The sequence below is a fragment of the Bacillus sp. BK450 genome, assembly GCF_004364885.1.
Taxonomy (GTDB): Bacteria; Bacillota; Bacilli; order Bacillales; family Bacillaceae; genus Bacillus; species Bacillus safensis.
In genome coordinates, this window is sequence record NZ_SOBQ01000005.1 from 1 (window position 1) to 15,444 (window position 15,444).

Consider the following 15,444-nt stretch of genomic DNA (forward strand, 5'->3'; position numbering starts at 1 on the left):
CCGCAACCAAAATGGTCCGGTAGTTCAGTTGGTTAGAATGCCTGCCTGTCACGCAGGAGGTCGCGGGTTCGAGTCCCGTCCGGACCGCCATTTTTATGACTTGTAAACGAAAACGTATAGTTTCGTTTTTTTTTATGTCTTTTTCTTTCTACAAGTACTCACGATGCAATGAAATGATTTGTATTTGGCTACACTATATGAAAGAATAGATAGATTACTTCAACCCAGCCTGGTTTTTACACACCAGGCTTTCTTTATATCATTTTTGTTGGAACTGAGACTTATATTCGCTACACTAATACTAACTGTGTTTGACCTCATGTCTACTTAACCAATTGATTGCAAGAAGGGGCTGTCTTTTTATGGATGAATTTGATCTTATTCGCCGAATCACACCAAAAGATACATATCAGCGCTCTTTGATCATGGGCATCGGTGATGATGCAAGTGTTTATCAACCTCATTCACATTGTGAAGAGGTCGTTTGTGTTGATACAATGGTGGAGCATGTTCATTTTCGTTTTGACTTTTCAACACCATTTGAAGTTGGCTTTAAAGCACTGGCAGTCAATGTCAGTGACATCGCTGCAATGGGAGGGACCCCAAAATATTATCTTGTTTCAATTGCGATCCCGCCTCATGGTGATGAGACAATTGTTACGGAGCTTTATGAGGGAATGAAAGCGTTGGCTGACTCCTATCATATGGATTTGATTGGTGGAGATACAGTGGCCACCCGCAGTGACTTTGTCATTACCGTGACGGTCATTGGTGAGGTTTCAAAGGGAACAGCTTGTTATCGTCACAGTGCTCAGACTGGAGACGTTGTCTTTGTCACAGGTGAACTCGGTTCATCAGCTGCTGGGTTATCAATCTTAATGAACGAAGCAGCCCCTTCTAAGGCGGTCGATGCTGATTTTTTTCTTAAGCGTCATAAAATGCCTCAGCCTCATATTGCTGCTGGACACATTTGTTCAAGTTTCCCGCGTGTTACCTTGAATGATGTGAGTGATGGATTAGCGAGTGAGTTAAATGAGATAGCCGAAGCGAGCTGTGTGATGATCGAGATAGAAGCTGATAAGCTTCCAATTCATCCGGATTTACAGGTGCTGTGCAAAGACTGGCTTGAATGGGTGTTGTTTGGGGGAGAAGATTTTGTTTTAACTGGTACGATACCAGAATGTGATTGGGAAAGCTTTGAATTGCAATGTCAAAAAGAAGGCATTCAGATCACACGTATTGGACAAGTCAAAGATAATCAAGCAGCCAGTGTTATGTTAAAAGACAATGATCAACAAACAATGTTAATGAAAAAAGGATATAATCATTTTAAGAAATGAGGTGACATCAACGGTGAAATTAACATGGACGACAAAAGGTGCGGATGAGACGAAACGAATTGCCGCTGCATTGGCCAAACTTGTGATGCCAGGCGATGTATTGACATTAGAAGGAGATTTAGGTGCAGGTAAAACCACTTTTTCAAAAGGTTTTGCGGAAGGCTTAGGAATTACCCGTATCGTCAACAGCCCCACCTTTACAATTATTAAAGAATATACCGATGGCAGACTGCCACTATATCATATGGACGTGTACCGCATGGAAGATGCAGAAGAAGAGATCGGACTCGAAGAATATTTTGAGGGTGAAGGTGTATGCTTGGTTGAATGGGCACATCTTATTGAACCTCAACTGCCTTCTTCCTATTTAAAAATTGAAATGCTGAGAACAGAACGTGAAGAAGAACGGCATCTCACGTTTGATGCAAAAGGGGAGCGTTATGAGACCCTTTGTAAGGAGATGAAAGAATTTGACCATACTGGCCATTGATACATCAAACCATACACTAGGAATTGCTCTTGTAAGAGATTTCACTGTAATTGGCGAGAGCATCACGTATTTAAAAAAGAACCATTCCGTCCGAGCGATGCCTACTGTTGAAGCATTGATGAAAGAATGTGGTGTATCACCAAGTGAACTAAGTAAAATCGTTGTGGCAAAAGGACCTGGTTCTTACACTGGCGTCAGAATCGGTGTTACCATCGCAAAAACACTTGCGTGGACGCTGTCTATCCCGATATCAGCTGTTTCGAGTTTAGAAGCTCTTGCGGCAAATGGTCAATATTTTGATGGGTATATTTCACCTCTATTTGATGCGAGAAGAGGACAAGTTTATACCGGACTATATACGTTTGAAAAAGGGTTGATCAAAGAGGTCGAACCAGATCAAAATATCCTGCTCACGGATTGGCTTCATGAACTGAAGCAGACAGGAAAGCCTGTTCTATTTCTTGGACAAGATGTGCATCTTCATGAAGAGAGCATTCGCTCCATTTTAGGAGAAACGGCTGTACTGGCAGAGGGAACATTTCATAACCCAAGACCTTCAGTGCTTGCATTTTTAGGCGCAGATCGTCCTGCTGAAGATGTCCATCAGCTTGTTCCTAACTATATTCGTTTGGCAGAAGCGGAAGTGAAATGGCTTGAAGGACAAAAATAATCTTCACATAGCAGAAATACGACAAATGACAGTAGCGGACATTCCAGAGGTGTATACGATTGAAGTGCATTCGTTTACAGCGCCTTGGAAAAAGGAATCGTTCGTCTATGAGATTCTTCATAACCAATACAGCCATTATTTCCTCATTGAAGAAGATAAGCAGCCTGTTGGATATTGCGGGGTCTGGATTGTCATGGACGATGCACAAATTACGAACATTGCGATTCTCCCTGAGCATAGAGGAAAAGGCTACGGGGAAGCATTGCTTCGATATGTCATGGAATTTTGCAAAGAAAAAAAGACAGATCATCTTTCTTTAGAAGTGCGGGTTTCGAATACACCAGCACAATCCCTCTATGAAAAGCTCGGTTTCAGACCAGCTTCTATTCGAAAGAATTATTATACGGATAATGGAGAAGATGCATTAGTCATGTGGGTGAATATAAATGAGTGAACAAACAGATCGATTCATATTAGGTATAGAAACAAGCTGCGATGAAACAGCTGCGTCCATTGTGAAAAATGGAAAGGAAATCGTGGCAAATGTGGTCGCCTCGCAAATAGACAGTCATAAACGATTTGGCGGAGTTGTACCCGAAATTGCTTCAAGGCATCACGTGGAGCAAGTCACCATCGTATTAGAAGAAGTGATGGCACAGGCGGGTATGAGCTTTAAGGATTTAGATGCCATTGCTGTCACAGAAGGACCTGGCCTCGTCGGTGCCCTGCTGATTGGTGTCAATGCAGCCAAGGCACTGAGCTTTGCCCATCAAATTCCTCTTGTTGGTGTTCATCATATTGCAGGGCATATTTATGCAAACCAGCTTGTTGATGAATTGGAGTTCCCATGTTTAGCTCTTGTTGTCTCCGGCGGACATACTGAGCTTGTTTTAATGAAGGAGCACGGATCTTTTGAGGTCATCGGAGAAACTTTAGATGATGCAGCTGGAGAAGCGTACGATAAAGTGGCCCGGACGATGGGTCTCCCTTACCCAGGCGGACCTCATATTGATCGGTTAGCGCATGAAGGAGAGCCGACAATTAAGCTTCCTCGTGCATGGCTTGAAGAAGGATCCTATCACTTTAGCTTCAGTGGTTTAAAATCAGCTGTGATCAACACCTTACACAATGCGTCACAAAAGGGAGAAACGATTGCCCCAGAGAATCTGGCCGCAAGTTTTCAAGCAAGCGTCATTGAGGTGCTTGTTGGGAAAACATTGAAAGCAGCTGAAGCCTATGGCGTGAAGCAGGTCGTTCTAGCTGGAGGAGTCGCTGCCAATAAAGGACTAAGAAAAGCTTTAACCTCAGCATTTGCGAAGCTGCCAGACGTGAAGGTCATTATTCCGCCATTATCTCTTTGCACAGACAATGCAGCCATGATCGCTGCCGCTGGAACCATTGCATTTGAAAAAGGAATCAGAGGCGATATGGCGATGAATGGGCAGCCAGGGCTGCCGCTAGTCTCATATGAATGAAAACTCCTGTGGATTACAGGGGTTTTTATTTTCTATGAAAGCGATTTATTCACATGTAAACGTTATATATCCACAATTGTTAGAAAATTTTGTTTTAAAATGAAGAGGGTGTGTATAAATATGATCTTTTTTGTGGATATGTGATTAAAACTCTGTGGATAAAGTGGATAAGTCTAATGTATTTAAGAATAATCAAGAAGTTATTGTGGGTATCATTGTGGATAATAAATTTTCTTTGAAAGAAAAAAGAGTACCTTTTAGGGCACTCTTTAAGCTTCTGACAGCTCTTCCCACTCTGCAAAAAGTGATTCCAGCTCTTGATTGAGCGTATCATTTTCTGTTTGAATGGCTTGGACCTTCTCGTGATCTTGAAAAATATCAGGATCACATAGCAGCTGTTCATTTTCACCGAGCTTGTCTTCGACGACAGCAATGCGTTCTTCAATTTCTTCGATTCTGCGCTGCTTTTGTCTTTCTTTCTTTTTCAGTTCCTTTTCTTCCGCATAAGAAAGCTTTGCCTTTTCTACTGGCTGTGCAGCTTGTTTTTTAAGCGGCTCATTTTCTTGAAGTGCTTCCAGCTCTAGTTGTTCATTTTTCTTTTCAAGGTAGTAATCATAATCACCGAGATATTCTCTTGTTCCTGTAGGCGACAGCTCGAATACTTTTGTAGCGAGACGATTGATGAAATAACGATCATGTGAAACAAATAAGATGGTACCTGGATAATCGATCAGTGCATTCTCTAAAATTTCCTTACTATCTAAATCCAAATGGTTTGTAGGCTCATCGAGAATAAGAAAATTGGCTTTTTGGAGCATCAGCTTTGCTAGTGCAAGGCGTGCTTTTTCTCCACCGCTTAATGCATGGACAGGCTTTAAAACGTCATCTCCGGAAAAGAGGAAGTTTCCTAAACATGTCCGAATTTCTTTTTCATTCATATGAGGATAATCATCCCAAAGCTCATTGAGCACTTTTTTCGAGGATGTCAGTTTGGCTTGCTCTTGGTCATAGTAGCCGATCGTGACATGAGATCCAAAAATGATGTCGCCTTTTACTGGTGTTAATGTGTTCGTTAACGTTTTTAAAAGGGTTGATTTCCCGATCCCGTTAGGACCAATGAGTGCCACACTATCCTCGCGTTTAATCTGAAAAGAAAGAGAGGATAGGAGAGGTGTTTTTTCATCATAACGAATATCGAGATCATGCACCTTCAGCACATCATTGCCGCTTTGTCTCGTAATATCAAAATGAAAGTTTGCGGATTTTTCGTCACCTAAAGGCTTATCTAAACGATCCATTCGTTCGAGCTGCTTGCGTCTGCTTTGTGCGCGCTTTGTAGTTGAAGCTCTTGCCAGGTTGCGATCCACGAAATCCTGAAGCTTTGAGATCTCTTCTTGCTGCTTTTCGTATAGTTTCATATCCCGCTCGAGCTGCTCTGCTTTCAGCTCTAGATATTTACTATAGTTCCCTGCAAACTTTTTCATCGAAGTTCTTGAGACTTCATAGACGTGGTTTACGACTTTGTCTAAGAAATAGCGGTCATGGGACACGATGAGAATGGCACCTGTATAATTTTGCAAATACTGCTCCAGCCATGATAAGGTATCAATATCTAAATGGTTGGTCGGCTCATCCAGAATTAAGAGTTCTGGTTTCATTAACAAGAGCTTTCCAAGCGCTAGACGGGTTTTCTGACCGCCGCTTAAGGATTGGACGGTTGTCTCATCTTCAAAATGACTAAAGCCGAGTCCATGAAGAATGGAGCGGACATCTGCTTCATATTGATAGCCGCCTTGATCTTTAAATTCCTGCTGAAGCCTGTCATAGGTTTTCATAAGGGCTTCCAGCTCAGAACCTGTGGAGGAAGCCATTTTCTCCTCAATGGTTCTCATCTCTTGTTCCATTTCTTTTAAATGATCAAAAACCGATAATAATTCGTCTTTTAGCGTACGTGTAGACGTTACATCGGTATGCTGTGCTAAATAGCCGATCGATAGGTCTTTTGGTTTGATGATCTCACCTTGCTCGTAAGACATTTGACCGGCGATGATTTTCAAAAGCGTGGATTTGCCTGCGCCGTTACGACCTACAATGGCAATGCGATCCCTTGCTTTGACTTCCAATTTTATATTCGTTAAAACGGTATCAGCGCCAAACGATTTGGACAGCTGATTCACTTGTAGAATCATCATGTAACTTCACCTCTGCTATAATATGTTAAGTGTAGCTTATCAGCAGTAAACCGGCAAATGTTACATACAATCGCCATATTCAAATGAAAGACAGATAGGAAAAAATAGTGTATCATTTGAGTGAGGGAGCGTTGAAAGATGAGTCAATTTAGCCACTTTAACGAACAGGGAAGAGCAAAGATGGTCGACATTAGTGACAAATCGTCTACAGTGAGAACCGCCGTTGCTGTTTCAAGCGTTCGTATGATAAAAGAAGTGTTTCATAAAATAGAGCAACGTGAAATTGGAAAAGGGGATGTGCTGTCTGTTGCACAGGTTGCTGGCATCATGGCAGCAAAGCAAACATCTACCATCATTCCAATGTGTCATCCGCTTGCACTAAAAGGCGTGGATATCTCCTTTCATTGGGAGGAAGACGGAAATGCGCACATCCTGAACATACAAGTGCAGGTAAAAACAAAAGGAAGTACGGGTGTGGAGATGGAAGCGCTCACTTCTGCTTCAGTATGTGCACTGACCGTTTACGACATGTGCAAAGCGATTGATAAAGGCATGATCATCGGTCCTACCTATCTAATTGAAAAGACAGGCGGGAAAAACGGTGATTTTCACAGAGCATCTGATATTTAAGTTGGAGGACCTTATATGAATATAGATCAGTCAAAAATTCCACAAGCGACAGCCAAACGTTTGCCGCTATACTACCGTTTTTTAAAAAATCTGCATGCATCAGGAAAACAAAGGGTGTCATCAGCAGAGCTTAGTGATGCAGTCAAAGTGGATTCTGCTACCATTCGCCGAGATTTTTCGTACTTTGGTGCACTTGGGAAGAAAGGGTATGGCTATAATGTCGATTATCTCTTGACCTTCTTCAGAAAGACCCTTGACCAAGATGAAATGACCAATGTCATGCTCATCGGTGTCGGGAATTTAGGGACTGCTTTTTTACACTATAATTTCATCAAAAATAATAATACAAAAATTTCAATGGCTTTTGACGTCAATGAGAGTAAAATAGGAAGTGAGATAGGCGGCGTGCCTGTCTATGATTTGGATAAGCTTGAAGAGCATGTTCAAGAGGTAGGAGATATCCCTGTTGCGATTTTGACAGTACCTGCCGTAGCAGCTCAATCCATTACAGATCGATTGATTGCCCTTGGCATTAAAGGGATCCTTAATTTTACGCCGGCCCGATTGAATGTGCCGGAACACATTCGAATTCATCATATAGATTTGGCGGTTGAACTTCAGTCTCTTGTGTATTTCTTAAAGCATTACTCTGTTACGCAGGAGGACTGACGAAAAGGGGTAAAGGGGGTGGAGCAAATGGGTCCAATCGGTCCTGGGAGTTTGATTCTGATTGCGATTGTAGCGCTCATTATTTTTGGGCCGAAAAAGCTTCCTGAATTAGGAAGAGCAGCAGGAGATACATTACGTGAATTCAAAAATGCCACAAAAGGCTTAGCTGATGATCAGGAAGAAAAAAAGAAAAAAGAAGATCAGTAGAATAGGATGAGCTTCATGAATGTCAAAGATATGCCGCTTATGGAGCATATTGTGGAACTGCGAAAACGTTTAGTGATCATTGCGATGTTTTTTGTCGCCTTTATGGTGGCTGGTTTTTTTCTCGCTAAGCCGGTCATTGTGTATTTACAAAATACCGATGAAGCGGCAACACTCACGCTGAACGCATTTAAGCTTACAGATCCACTGTACGTGTTTATGCAGTTCGCATTTGTCATTGCTTTGGTTTTGACGTGTCCCGTTATTTTATATCAGCTGTGGGCGTTTGTGAGTCCAGGCTTATATGAGAAAGAAAGAAAGGTGACACTTGCTTACATTCCGATTGCACTGCTTTTATTTTTGAGCGGTGTGGCTTTCTCTTATTTTATTTTGTTTCCGTTTGTCGTCGACTTTATGATGCGAATGTCGAATGATTTAAATGTAGAGCAAGTCATTGGGATTCATGAGTATTTTACATTTCTGATGCAGTTAACACTTCCATTTGGCTTTTTGTTTCAGATGCCCGTCGTGTTGATGTTTCTCACAAGACTTGGCATCATCACACCGATGTTTTTATCAAAAATACGGAAGTATGCCTATTTTGTCCTCCTTGTCATTGCCGCACTCATTACACCGCCAGAGCTTGTTTCTCACCTCATGGTCACCTTGCCAATGCTCGTTTTATACGAAGTGAGCATTATCATTTCAAGAGTGACCTACCGCAAAATGCAGCAAACAGAGGAGAAAGAAAGTCATTATGTCTCATAAAAAAGCATCATGATCCAATGAGGATCACGATGCTTTTTCTATTGCGTAAGAAATTGATTGATCGCATGAAAGAGGTGCTCATAATAGGCGGGCTCATGCTGGACAAAATCATGAACACCCACTTCGATGCTTTCCTCACGTCGTTCTTCGTTTGCATCAACTTGAAAGCCCTTGATTCGAATTCTTTCACATGTTCCTGTTAACAGCTGCTGTGCATCAAGCAGCTTGGCTCTGTACAGACCAGCGACTTCTTCTTTCTGTAGATAAACTTCCATGTGCTCTTCTTGATTCATATAAAGGTACACATGGCAGAACTCACGGTCGATGAACGAAGGCATATGGATTTCATCCTGTATGAGACCTGCAAAGGTGAGGTCCTCAAAAGGGATAGAAAGACCAAGTTCTTCCTCTACCTCTCTCAAGCCATCAGAAGGCTGTTCATCTGCGAGAAGATGGCCCGCTGCGGTGATATCAAACATAGAAGGAAAATCCTTTTTTGCGGGACTTCTTAGCTGAAAATAGAGATATACGGTGCCATGCTCTTTTTTAAGAAGCCAAAAATGAAATGTTTCATGCCAAAGACCTTGGGAGTGGACATCTGAACGAGCGGCAGTTCCAATCGTTTCATGTTGATCATTGAAGATGCGAAGTTTTTCATGTTCCATGAAGACACGTCCTCCATAAAAAAACCATTTTCCAAACGCGGAAAATGGTTTTTGATTTATTTTTGCTGCTGTTTTTTGAGTTTGACAGAGAAGGCAAACATTTTAAGCGCGATATTGATATTATAGGCCGCAAACACCATCAGCAAAATGCTGTAAAATGACCACATGTCACCTGGGTTTTGAATGGCCATATAGGTGAAAGCGACACCTACGGCAAAATAAATGATGCCCCATACGACTGGGTTTCTCATGAGAAAAAGCCTCCAATAATCATTTGCATGGTTTGAGATTGTTCTTCAATCATTTTTTTCACTGGCTCAATCTGCACAAGAACGACAAGTGAATTCATCAGCATATGAGCGCCGATTGGAACAATGATTCGTTTTGTTTTCGCATATAAAAAGGCAAAGGTAAAGCCCATTGCGGTATAGAGCAAGATATGAGCAAAATCAGTGTGGACAGCGGCGAAAACCACTGAGCTGACAAGTGCCCCAATGAAGAAATTCGTTTTTTCATAAATGACTCCAAAAATGATTTTTCGGAAAATAATTTCTTCAAGTATTGGTCCAATCAGGGCGATGACAATGACAAGCCAAGGAACGGCATCCATAATGGATAAAATGGCTTGCGTATTTTCTGATTCACGGCCAATGCCGAATGCATATTGTTCAATCGCCCCCGCAATCGATTGTGCAAAGAGAGAAAGAAAGAAACCGCCAATGATCCATGCGATAGCAGAACCGATTGAAACTGGCGCTTCATTTCGCAGTGAAGCTTTTGGGACGGTTCGAAGGATGAGCAGAATAATGATCAATCCGATACAAAAACTGATGATTGTCCACGTTCCTGATAATTTTGAAAGCTCTGTTTGAGTCATCGGTGATTGAATGAATCCCAGCCATTTCATAATGAGCACATAAGGAAACGCAGAAACCTGCACCAATATATACGTTAAGATGATGTACCAATATTGTTTTTTCAAGTAACGAAAACCCCTTTACTAAAAGAACTAGATTTATTGTAACACAAGTCTCCTTTTTCGATGAAAAGGAAAGAATCTGAGACCAAAAAAGATCGTGAAAGCGTAAAAATTTTTAAAGGTTTTCACTTGAAATTGCAGAAGACATTCTTTATTATAATAAATGTGTTAGCACTCGCTGGTGATGAGTGCTAAAAAAGACTACATATAAAAATTGAGGAGGTTGTTTCTTATGTTAAAGCCATTAGGCGATCGCGTAATCATTGAACTCGTTGAATCTGAGGAAAAAACCGCTAGCGGTATTGTGTTACCGGATTCTGCAAAAGAAAAACCGCAAGAAGGTAAAATTGTTGCAGCAGGTTCAGGGCGTGTACTTGAAAGTGGTGAGCGCGTTGCGTTAGAAGTAAGCACAGGCGACCGCATTATCTTCTCAAAATATGCAGGCACTGAAGTGAAATATGAAGGCAAAGAATATTTAATCCTTCGTGAGAGCGACATTTTAGCTGTTATTGGTTAATCACATAAAAAACATTGAGATAAATTTTTAAAAAGACTGAGGAGGTTTCGTTATTATGGCAAAAGATATTAAGTTCAGTGAAGAAGCACGTCGTGCGATGTTACGCGGTGTAGATGCACTTGCAGATGCTGTAAAAGTAACTTTAGGACCTAAAGGACGTAACGTGGTTCTTGAGAAAAAATTCGGTTCTCCACTTATCACAAATGATGGTGTAACGATCGCAAAAGAAATCGAATTAGAAGATGCATTTGAAAACATGGGTGCAAAACTTGTGGCTGAAGTTGCAAGCAAAACAAACGACGTAGCTGGTGACGGTACTACGACTGCAACAGTTCTAGCTCAAGCGATGATCCGTGAAGGTCTGAAAAACGTAACAGCTGGTGCAAACCCTGTTGGCGTTCGTAAAGGGATCGAAGAAGCAGTGAAAGTAGCACTTGAAGGCTTGCACGAGATTTCTAAACCAATCGAAGGCAAAGAATCAATTGCTCAAGTTGCGGCTATTTCTGCAGCAGACGAAGAAGTCGGCAGCCTAATCGCAGAAGCAATGGAACGCGTAGGTAACGACGGAGTTATCACAATTGAAGAATCTAAAGGATTCACAACTGAGCTAGAAGTGGTTGAAGGTATGCAATTTGACCGCGGATATGCTTCACCATACATGGTGACCGATTCTGATAAGATGGAAGCGGTTCTTGAAAATCCTTACATCTTAATCACTGATAAAAAAATCACAAACATTCAAGAAATCCTTCCTGTACTTGAGCAAGTTGTACAACAAGGAAAACCATTATTGCTTATTGCTGAAGATGTAGAAGGCGAAGCACTTGCAACTCTTGTTGTGAACAAACTTCGTGGTACATTCAACGCAGTAGCAGTAAAAGCTCCTGGATTCGGTGATCGTCGTAAAGCAATGCTTGAAGACATCTCTGTTCTAACTGGCGGAGAATTGATCACAGAAGACCTAGGACTTGACCTGAAATCAACTGAAATCGGTCAGCTTGGCCGTGCGTCTAAAGTCGTTGTGACAAAAGAAAACACAACAATCGTAGAGGGCTCAGGAGATTCTGCTCAAATCGCAGCACGTGTGAACCAAATCCGTGCTCAAGTAGAAGAAACAACTTCTGAATTCGATAAAGAAAAATTACAAGAACGTCTTGCAAAACTAGCTGGCGGCGTCGCTGTCATCAAAGTTGGTGCTGCAACTGAAACAGAACTAAAAGAGCGTAAACTACGCATCGAGGATGCACTGAACTCAACTCGTGCAGCAGTTGAAGAAGGTATCGTATCCGGTGGTGGTACAGCACTTGTGAATGTATACAACAAAGTCGCTTCAATCGAAGCAGATGGTGACGTTCAAACAGGTGTAAACATCGTTCTACGTTCTCTTGAAGAGCCAATTCGTCAAATCGCTCACAACGCTGGTCTTGAAGGATCCGTTATCGTTGAGCGCTTGAAAAACGAAGAAATTGGCGTAGGCTTCAACGCAGCAACAAACGAATGGGTAAACATGATCGAAAAAGGAATCGTTGACCCAACAAAAGTAACTCGCTCTGCACTTCAAAACGCAGCTTCTGTAGCAGCAATGCTTCTAACAACTGAAGCAGTCGTAGCTGACAAACCAGAAGAAGGCGGCTCAGGCGGCGGAATGCCAGATATGGGCGGAATGGGTGGAATGGGCGGAATGATGTAACACCCTCGAAAACCCCTTGAAATATAGGGGTTTTTGTTATGTCTTCATGATTTTGGTCACATGCAATAAAAAGTATCAGGGATGATGAATTGAAACCCTTACTGTTTCTCAATCGTTAAAATATGATCAAGTGATTTCATGGGTCTTTACCGATATGGTATTTTAAAAAGAAAGCGGTGATCATATGGGCTTCACTACGTGGGTGGCGATTATTGTTGCACTGGCTGTCGTGTTTGGATTGTTTGGATCGAAGAAGCGTGATAAATAAGGAAAGAGTTGAAAACCCACTTCCAATTAAGGAGTGGGTTTTTGTTGCAAATACAACTTTTATCAGTTATATTAGCTATAATTAATTGTTGTAAATACAATAAAAGGAGTTGGAATACATGAAAGAAATATTGCGGGAGATCGGTGTGATAGCTCGCGCGCTTGATTCCATAAGTAATATTGAATTTAAAGAGTACGATTTAACGAAGGGGCAGTATTTGTATCTTGTGCGTATTTGTGAGGAGCCTGGTATCATTCAGGAAAAGCTGGCGGAAATGATTAAAGTGGATCGAACTACGGCGGCTCGGGCTATCAAAAAATTAGAACTGAATGGGTTTATTGAGAAAAAAGATGATCGTGTGAATAAAAAAATCAAAAAGCTGTTTCCCACTGAAAAAGGGGAAGCAGTCTACCCAATGATTAAACGAGAACATGATTATTCGAATCAAGTGGCGCTGGATGGGTTTTCTAAGGAAGAAGCGGAACAGATTTATGAGTATCTTCTCAGGGTGCGAAAGAATATAGAAAAGGACTGGGAAGGTGTGAAAAAAGGGATAAAGAGAGACTATTAATTAATAAGGAGGGACGACTTTATGACCGTCACTTTCATTCGGTGCAATGAACAACATGTAAAGGAGCTTCAGAAAATTGGAACCGATACATTTAAAGAAACCTTTCTGGATCAAAACAAAGTAGAACATATCGAAGCGTACGTGAAGACAGCTTTTCACCTAAACCAGCTGTTAAAGGAATTACAGCACCCTTCTTCACAGTTTTATTTTGTTCAAGTGAATGGGGAAGTAGCTGGTTATTTGAAGATCAATATGGATGATGCCCAATCAGAAGAGATGGGGAGTGACGCGTTAGAGATTGAAAGAATTTATATTAAGCAGTCCTTTCAAAAGCAAGGATTAGGCAGATATTTAATCGATCAAGCCATTGAAATTGCGAAAAATCATCATAAACTGGATGTTTGGCTTGGGGTGTGGGAGCACAATAGAGCGGCCATCGCTTTCTATCAAAAGCTTGGGTTTGTTCGAACAGGGGTGCACGCCTTTCTCATGGGGGACGAAGAGCAAATGGATTTCATTATGACCAAAACATTGAGCTGATCAAAAAGGAGGAAGGGTACATGCATATCCCATCATTTTTTCGAGTGAAAGATATGGAGAAAATCAAATCATTTATTCAATCTCATTCATTTGCTACAGTTGTGACAACAATGAATGAAAAGCCCATTGCGACACATATTCCAGTGAGTTTTCATCAAGTTGGAGACTCGTATGTGATCTCAGGGCATATGGCGATTGGGAATCCTCAGTGGAAAACGTTTGAAGAGAGCGAGAAGACGCTCGTCATTTTTCAAGGGCCACATGCCTACATATCTTCTTCATGGTATGAAAAAGAAGCAGTACCAACATGGAATTACCAGGCTGTTCATGTTTATGGAAAGGCGGAACTGCTTGAAAAATCGGAACTGGTTAAGGAATTAACCACAATGCTGGAGACATACGAAAGTCACAGAGAACAGCCGGTGCTATGGGATACGTTGTCTGAGGAACTGTTAGAGAAGCAAATGAAAGGCATTGTAGGCTTTAAGATCATCATTGATGAAGTTCAGGCTGCTTTCAAATTAAGCCAAAATCGCCACGAAAGGGATTATATCCGCATCATTGAACAGCTGGAAGCAGAGGGTGAAGTGGAAATGGCTGAGGCGATGAAAGAAAGATTATAGGAAGTATGAGAAAAAGCACTCTTATGATCAAGAGTGTTTTTTGTTTGAGAGATATGAGATATCTTGGCTTATAAAGTCACATTTTCTTTAAAATTACATAAAAAAATCCACTATTTCCATAAAAGATCAGATCAATTCCTTATAATAAAGGTATCTGAGAATGGGGAGTGAGTCGAGATGGACCAAAACTTGCTGCAAATGAATCAAGTAAGATCAGAGGACGAATTAACGGTTGTGAATATTTCTTCTACAGAGATTGGTGCGCTATCAAAAGAAACAGCGGAGCGGATTTTACAAGCGAAGGATACGGATTATATTCATCAGCTGATGTATGTTCCGATTGAAAAGAAAGAAGATTTGAATTGGTTGATTCAAAGTGTCGGAGAGGCGTTAGACGATGAGGATGAAGATGACGCTGCACTTGAATTCGCTGATTTGCTCTATTTCTTTGTCATTCCGTTATATGAGGAGTATATAATGAGAGATCATCATTTGTATGAGTATTTAGAGGATTTGCTGGTACGTTTAGCATCAAGGGCTCACTCAGATATTCACGCACTGGTCGATGTTATGAGAGACGATTTAACCGAGATGAACATTAAAAAAAGCTTGTAGATTGCTTCTCTACAAGCTTTTTTAGTTATAAAAAAATTCATCAAACAGTTATTGGGCTCTTTCCCAAGTAATTTTTGTTTCATTTGTTTTTTTCGTTCCCTTTGCCAGCATCTTGCCGTTTTCTTGTTTCACGGTGATGTTTAGGTCATAAAAGGAATAGAGGGCACCGAGGCTGTCATTTTCCGGTTTATGCAGATTGTTTTCTTTTTCAGTTGATGCTCCAATGGCCAGCGTTTTTGCAAAGTTTAAACCGATGACTTCAGCATAATCACTATTGGTATCAGAAGAAGCTGTTACGTTTAAAGAAATGATTTTTTTCTTTTGATCCACGGTGATGTCAGTGTCTTTGATGAGTTTAGACTGCTCCATCACTTCTTTCGTTTCCTTTTGAATGCGTTCATTAATCGTTGGAAGTGCCTTAGATTCTGGTTTTTGTTCTTTTGTCGTATTTGAGCAAGCTGCTAGAATGGAGAGACTTGCAACTAGACTCATGAAAACAAGTAGACTTTTTTTCACGTTCGTTCTCCTTTTTTCGTCG

Annotated in this window: 20 protein-coding genes and 1 tRNA gene; 16 read left to right on the plus strand and 5 right to left on the minus strand. The window is 41.2% G+C overall.

Annotated elements, in window-relative coordinates; all coding sequences use genetic code 11:
* Positions 1-13 precede the first annotated feature (13 nt).
* The 6 genes from EV579_RS15650 to tsaD all read left to right on the plus strand — a co-directional run bounded on the left by EV579_RS15650 (position 14) and on the right by tsaD (position 3,975).
* A tRNA-Asp gene (locus tag EV579_RS15650) sits at positions 14-90 on the plus strand.
* Positions 91-362: 272 nt separating this feature from the next.
* Entirely contained in the window at positions 363-1,340 is a 978-nt protein-coding gene (gene thiL / locus EV579_RS15655) for a thiamine-phosphate kinase (protein WP_133744795.1), read from the plus strand.
* 13 nt (positions 1,341-1,353) lie between these two features.
* Positions 1,354-1,830, plus strand: coding sequence for a tRNA (adenosine(37)-N6)-threonylcarbamoyltransferase complex ATPase subunit type 1 TsaE (tsaE, locus tag EV579_RS15660; RefSeq protein ID WP_044335667.1), 477 nt, complete (start codon positions 1,354-1,356; stop codon positions 1,828-1,830).
* Positions 1,811-2,500, plus strand: a complete 690-nt coding sequence (gene tsaB, locus EV579_RS15665) for a tRNA (adenosine(37)-N6)-threonylcarbamoyltransferase complex dimerization subunit type 1 TsaB (protein WP_133744796.1) — start codon at positions 1,811-1,813, stop codon at positions 2,498-2,500. Before tsaE ends, tsaB begins: the two co-directional genes overlap by 20 nt.
* A 25-nt stretch (positions 2,501-2,525) precedes the next feature.
* A complete protein-coding gene (rimI, locus tag EV579_RS15670; RefSeq protein ID WP_024424460.1) occupies positions 2,526-2,954 on the plus strand; it encodes a ribosomal protein S18-alanine N-acetyltransferase in 429 nt (142 codons plus the stop codon).
* Positions 2,947-3,975, plus strand: a complete 1,029-nt coding sequence (gene tsaD, locus EV579_RS15675) for a tRNA (adenosine(37)-N6)-threonylcarbamoyltransferase complex transferase subunit TsaD (protein WP_044335672.1) — start codon at positions 2,947-2,949, stop codon at positions 3,973-3,975. The genes rimI and tsaD overlap by 8 nt, the downstream gene beginning before the upstream one ends.
* Before the next feature lie 269 nt (positions 3,976-4,244).
* On the opposite strand, the gene EV579_RS15680 is transcribed toward tsaD, so the two are convergent.
* The gene (locus tag EV579_RS15680) at positions 4,245-6,167 is read right to left on the minus strand and encodes an ABC-F family ATP-binding cassette domain-containing protein (protein ID WP_133744797.1); all 1,923 of its coding nucleotides are present in this window, start codon (positions 6,165-6,167) and stop codon (positions 4,245-4,247) included.
* Between the two features lie 138 nt (positions 6,168-6,305).
* On the opposite strand from EV579_RS15680, the gene moaC reads away from it, so the two are divergent.
* Genes moaC through tatC form a run of 4 tightly spaced genes read left to right on the plus strand, consistent with a single transcriptional unit; the run spans position 6,306 to position 8,438 of the window.
* Positions 6,306-6,797: a cyclic pyranopterin monophosphate synthase MoaC gene (gene moaC / locus EV579_RS15685; protein WP_024424463.1), complete on the plus strand. Its 492-nt coding sequence runs from the start codon at positions 6,306-6,308 to the stop codon at positions 6,795-6,797.
* A 15-nt stretch (positions 6,798-6,812) separates the two neighbouring features.
* A complete protein-coding gene (locus EV579_RS15690) occupies positions 6,813-7,466 on the plus strand; it encodes a redox-sensing transcriptional repressor Rex (RefSeq protein WP_008355687.1) in 654 nt (217 codons plus the stop codon).
* Positions 7,467-7,493: 27 nt separating this feature from the next.
* Complete coding sequence (locus EV579_RS15695; RefSeq protein ID WP_008355689.1) at positions 7,494-7,673, plus strand: twin-arginine translocase TatA/TatE family subunit; 180 nt, start codon at positions 7,494-7,496, stop codon at positions 7,671-7,673.
* 6 nt (positions 7,674-7,679) lie between these two features.
* Complete coding sequence (tatC, locus tag EV579_RS15700; protein WP_073204051.1) at positions 7,680-8,438, plus strand: twin-arginine translocase subunit TatC; 759 nt, start codon at positions 7,680-7,682, stop codon at positions 8,436-8,438.
* Positions 8,439-8,476: 38 nt separating this feature from the next.
* On the opposite strand, the gene EV579_RS15705 is transcribed toward tatC, so the two are convergent.
* Genes EV579_RS15705 through EV579_RS15715 form a run of 3 tightly spaced genes read right to left on the minus strand, consistent with a single transcriptional unit; the run spans position 8,477 to position 10,085 of the window.
* Positions 8,477-9,103, minus strand: coding sequence for an NUDIX hydrolase (locus EV579_RS15705; RefSeq protein ID WP_133744798.1), 627 nt, complete (start codon positions 9,101-9,103; stop codon positions 8,477-8,479).
* A 56-nt stretch (positions 9,104-9,159) separates the two neighbouring features.
* Positions 9,160-9,354, minus strand: a complete 195-nt coding sequence (locus tag EV579_RS15710; protein WP_003213897.1) for a YdiK family protein — start codon at positions 9,352-9,354, stop codon at positions 9,160-9,162.
* The gene (locus EV579_RS15715) at positions 9,351-10,085 is read right to left on the minus strand and encodes a CPBP family intramembrane glutamic endopeptidase (protein ID WP_073204054.1); all 735 of its coding nucleotides are present in this window, start codon (positions 10,083-10,085) and stop codon (positions 9,351-9,353) included. Before EV579_RS15715 ends, EV579_RS15710 begins: the two co-directional genes overlap by 4 nt.
* Before the next feature lie 229 nt (positions 10,086-10,314).
* Between EV579_RS15715 and groES the strand changes: the two genes are divergently transcribed.
* From groES to EV579_RS15745, 6 genes are all read left to right on the plus strand, one after another.
* Positions 10,315-10,599, plus strand: coding sequence for a co-chaperone GroES (gene groES, locus EV579_RS15720; RefSeq protein ID WP_024426730.1), 285 nt, complete (start codon positions 10,315-10,317; stop codon positions 10,597-10,599).
* A gap of 55 nt (positions 10,600-10,654) precedes the next feature.
* Positions 10,655-12,289 carry a chaperonin GroEL gene (gene groL, locus EV579_RS15725; protein WP_024424467.1) on the plus strand — a complete coding sequence of 545 codons (1,635 nt, stop codon included), beginning with the start codon at positions 10,655-10,657 and terminating at the stop codon, positions 12,287-12,289.
* 386 nt (positions 12,290-12,675) lie between these two features.
* On the plus strand, positions 12,676-13,128 hold the full coding sequence (locus EV579_RS15730) for a MarR family winged helix-turn-helix transcriptional regulator (RefSeq protein WP_073204057.1): 453 nt from the start codon (positions 12,676-12,678) through the stop codon (positions 13,126-13,128).
* Positions 13,129-13,149: 21 nt separating this feature from the next.
* Positions 13,150-13,668, plus strand: coding sequence for a spermidine/spermine N(1)-acetyltransferase (gene paiA, locus EV579_RS15735; RefSeq protein WP_073204059.1), 519 nt, complete (start codon positions 13,150-13,152; stop codon positions 13,666-13,668).
* Positions 13,669-13,688: 20 nt separating this feature from the next.
* Positions 13,689-14,291, plus strand: a complete 603-nt coding sequence (locus tag EV579_RS15740; RefSeq protein ID WP_103132249.1) for an FMN-binding negative transcriptional regulator — start codon at positions 13,689-13,691, stop codon at positions 14,289-14,291.
* Positions 14,292-14,468: 177 nt separating this feature from the next.
* The gene (locus tag EV579_RS15745; protein ID WP_103132250.1) at positions 14,469-14,906 is read left to right on the plus strand and encodes a hypothetical protein; all 438 of its coding nucleotides are present in this window, start codon (positions 14,469-14,471) and stop codon (positions 14,904-14,906) included.
* Positions 14,907-14,954: 48 nt separating this feature from the next.
* Here EV579_RS15745 and EV579_RS15750 read toward each other — a convergent pair whose 3' ends face one another.
* Positions 14,955-15,422 carry a hypothetical protein gene (locus EV579_RS15750; protein WP_103132251.1) on the minus strand — a complete coding sequence of 156 codons (468 nt, stop codon included), beginning with the start codon at positions 15,420-15,422 and terminating at the stop codon, positions 14,955-14,957.
* Positions 15,423-15,444: the final 22 nt, after the last annotated feature.